At 60.4% G+C, this 3,631-nt stretch carries 1 rRNA gene; it reads left to right on the forward strand.

The window, feature by feature from the left end:
* Window positions 1–365: 365 nt before the first annotated feature.
* Window positions 366–3,500: ribosomal RNA gene (locus BMW27_RS22725) — 23S ribosomal RNA — on the forward strand.
* Window positions 3,501–3,631 lie beyond the last annotated feature (131 nt).

Here is a 3,631-nt window from a genome sequence, read left to right on the forward strand (position 1 = left end):
GGGCCGTGGGGAACGGAGCGGTGCGCGGGCGTTCCGGTCGTAGGCACGCTGTTGGGTCCTGAGGGAGCGGACCCCCCGGCGGTGGACGCGCAAGCGTTCGTCGGTCGGGGTGGTCGGTGAACTCGTGTCGGGGCCGTTCGGGTCCTCGTACCACCCGCCGTCTCCTCCCCTCCTGTGGGGATGGGGTGGTGGGGTTCGGCGGGGCGTGTCCGGGCGGTGGCCGGTTGGTCGTTGAGAACTGCACAGTGGACGCGAGCATCTTCTTTGATTGCAGGCCCGCGCTTAGGCGTCGGTCACGTGGCGTGCTCCTCTTCGGAGGAGTGGTGCGTGGTCGGTGTGGGGCGTGGGGTTTGTTGTAGTTGTGTGGCCAAGTTGTTAAGGGCACACGGTGGATGCCTGGGCACCAGGAGCCGATGAAGGACGTAGGAGGCTGCGATAAGCCTCGGGGAGCTGCCAACCGAGCGTTGATCCGAGGATGTCCGAATGGGGGAACCCCGCACCAGTCATGTGGTGTGACCCGCGCCTGAACACATAGGGCGTGTGGAGGGAACGTGGGGAAGTGAAACATCTCAGTACCCACAGGAAGAGAAAACAACCGTGATTCCGTGAGTAGTGGCGAGCGAAAGCGGATGAGGCTAAACCGTTTCCATGTGATACCCGGCAGGGGTTGTGGAGGCGGGGTCGTGGGACCGTTCGCGCCAGTCTGCCGGCTGGCGAGGGAGTGAGAAAGTGCAGTCGTTAGTGGAAGGCCTCTGGAAGGGGTCGCCGTAGAGGGTGAGAGCCCCGTACACGAAAACGCTGCACCTCCCGAACGTGTTTCCCAAGTAGCACCGAGCCCGTGGAATTCGGTGTGAATCCGGCGGGACCACCCGCTAAGCCTGAATACTCCCTGGTGACCGATAGCGGACGAGTACCGTGAGGGAAAGGTGAAAAGTACCCCGGGAGGGGAGTGAAATAGTACCTGAAACCGTGTGCCTACAAGCCGTGAGAGCTGCTGCGCCTTCGGGCGGGTGGTGATTGCGTGCCTTTTGAAGAATGAGCCTGCGAGTTAGTGGTACGTGGCGAGGTTAACCCGTGTGGGGTAGCCGTAGCGAAAGCGAGTCCGAACAGGGCGATGTGAGTCGCGTGCTCTAGACCCGAAGCCGAGTGATCTACCCATGGCCAGGTTGAAGCGCGGGTAAGACCGCGTGGAGGACCGAACCCACCAGGGTTGAAAACCTGGGGGATGAGCTGTGGGTAGGGGTGAAAGGCCAATCAAACTCGGTGATAGCTGGTTCTCCCCGAAATGCATTTAGGTGCAGCGTCGCGTGTTTCTTGCCGGAGGTAGAGCACTGGATGGCCGATGGGCCCCACAAGGTTACTGACGTCAACCAAACTCCGAATGCCGGTAAGTGAGAGCGCGGCAGTGAGACTGCGGGCGATAAGGTTCGTAGTCGAGAGGGAAACAGCCCAGATCATCGGCTAAGGCCCCTAAGCGTGTGCTAAGTGGAAAAGGATGTGGGATCGCAGAGACAACCAGGAGGTTGGCTTAGAAGCAGCCATCCTTGAAAGAGTGCGTAATAGCTCACTGGTCAAGTGGTTCCGCGCCGACAATGTAGCGGGGCTCAAGCACACCGCCGAAGCCGTGGCACTCCAGCACGTCCCCGTCGTCGCCTCTTGGGGCGCCGGCCAGGGGCTGGGGTGGGTAGGGGAGCGTCGTGTGGCGGGTGAAGCGGCGGAGGGATCCAGCCGTGGACGCCACGCGAGTGAGAATGCAGGCATGAGTAGCGAGAGGGGAGTGAGAACCTCCCCCGCCGGAAGACCAAGGGTTCCTGGGCCAGGCTAATCCGCCCAGGGTGAGTCGGGACCTAAGGCGAGGCCGACAGGCGTAGTCGATGGACAACGGGTTGATATTCCCGTACCCGCGAAGGAACGCCCATGCTGAACCCAGCGATGCTAACCGCCCGAACACCCGGGTCCGGTTCTTTCGAGGATCGGATGCGGGGACTAGCGCGGGATCCGGACTGGTAGTAGGCAAGCGATGGGGTGACGCAGGAAGGTAGTCCTACCGGTGAGTGGTAGTACCGGTGCAAGGGTGTGGCCCGCGCCATAGGCAAATCCGTGGCGCACGTGGGTGAGGCCTGACGCATAGCCGATTGCGGTGAATGGGATGATCCTATGCTGCCGAGAAAAGCCTCTAGCGAGTTCCGAGCGGCCCGTACCCCAAACCAACTCAGGTGGTCAGGTAGAGAATACCGAGGCGATCGAGCGAACTGTGGTTAAGGAACTCGGCAAAATGCCCCCGTAACTTCGGGAGAAGGGGGACCCTCGCCCGTCAACCAGCGTGCCTGGGGCAGCGGAGGGGGGTCGCAGAGACCAGTGAGAAGCGACTGTTTACTAAAAACACAGGTCCGTGCGAAGTCGTAAGACGATGTATACGGACTGACGCCTGCCCGGTGCTGGAACGTTAAGGGGACGGGTTAGCTCTTCGGGGCGAAGCTCAGAACTCAAGCGCCAGTAAACGGCGGTGGTAACTATAACCATCCTAAGGTAGCGAAATTCCTTGTCGGGTAAGTTCCGACCTGCACGAATGGCGTAACGACTTCTCAGCTGTCTCAACCACAGGCTCGGCGAAATTGCACTACGAGTAAAGATGCTCGTTACGCGCGGCAGGACGGAAAGACCCCGGGACCTTCACTACAGCTTGATATTGGTGTTCGGTTCGGCTTGTGTAGGATAGGTGGGAGACTGTGAAGTCCGCACGCCAGTGTGGATGGAGTCGCCGTTGAAATACCACTCTGGTCGAATTGGATGTCTAACCTCGGTCCGTGATCCGGATCAGGAACAGTGTCAGGTGGGTAGTTTAACTGGGGCGGTTGCCTCCCAAAATGTAACGGAGGCGCCCAAAGGTTCCCTCAGCCTGGTTGGCAATCAGGTGTCGAGTGCAAGTGCACAAGGGAGCTTGACTGTGAGACCGACGGGTCGAGCAGGAGCGAAAGCTGGGACTAGTGACCCGGCACCGGCATGTGGAAGCGGTGTCGCTCAACGGATAAAAGGTACCCCGGGGATAACAGGCTGATCTTCCCCAAGAGTCCATATCGACGGGATGGTTTGGCACCTCGATGTCGGCTCGTCGCATCCTGGGGCTGGAGTAGGTCCCAAGGGTTGGGCTGTTCGCCCATTAAAGCGGTACGCGAGCTGGGTTTAGAACGTCGTGAGACAGTTCGGTCCCTATCCGCCGTGCGCGTAAGAGACTTGAGAAGAGCTGTCCCTAGTACGAGAGGACCGGGACGGACGAACCTCTGGTGTGCCAGTTGTACCGCCAGGTGCACTGCTGGTTGGCTACGTTCGGCAGGGATAACCGCTGAAAGCATCTAAGCGGGAAGCTCGCTTCAAGATGAGGTCTCTCACCCAGTCAATGGGGTAAGGCCCCCGCCCAGACCAGCGGGTTGATAGGCCGGAGGTGGAAGCACCGCGAGGTGTGGAGCTGACCGGTACTAACAGGCCGAGGGCTTGACCACACGACCACAACGACCCCCACACCAGGTGTGCGGGGTGACGGTCGAAGAATCATGCGTAGCAAACAGCGTCCACTGTGCGGTTCTGAACGCACCAACCGGGATCCGGTCGGTCAGGTTCACAGTGTTACGGC

Source organism: Geodermatophilus poikilotrophus (genome assembly GCF_900111455.1).
Taxonomy (GTDB): Bacteria; Actinomycetota; Actinomycetes; order Mycobacteriales; family Geodermatophilaceae; genus Geodermatophilus; species Geodermatophilus poikilotrophus.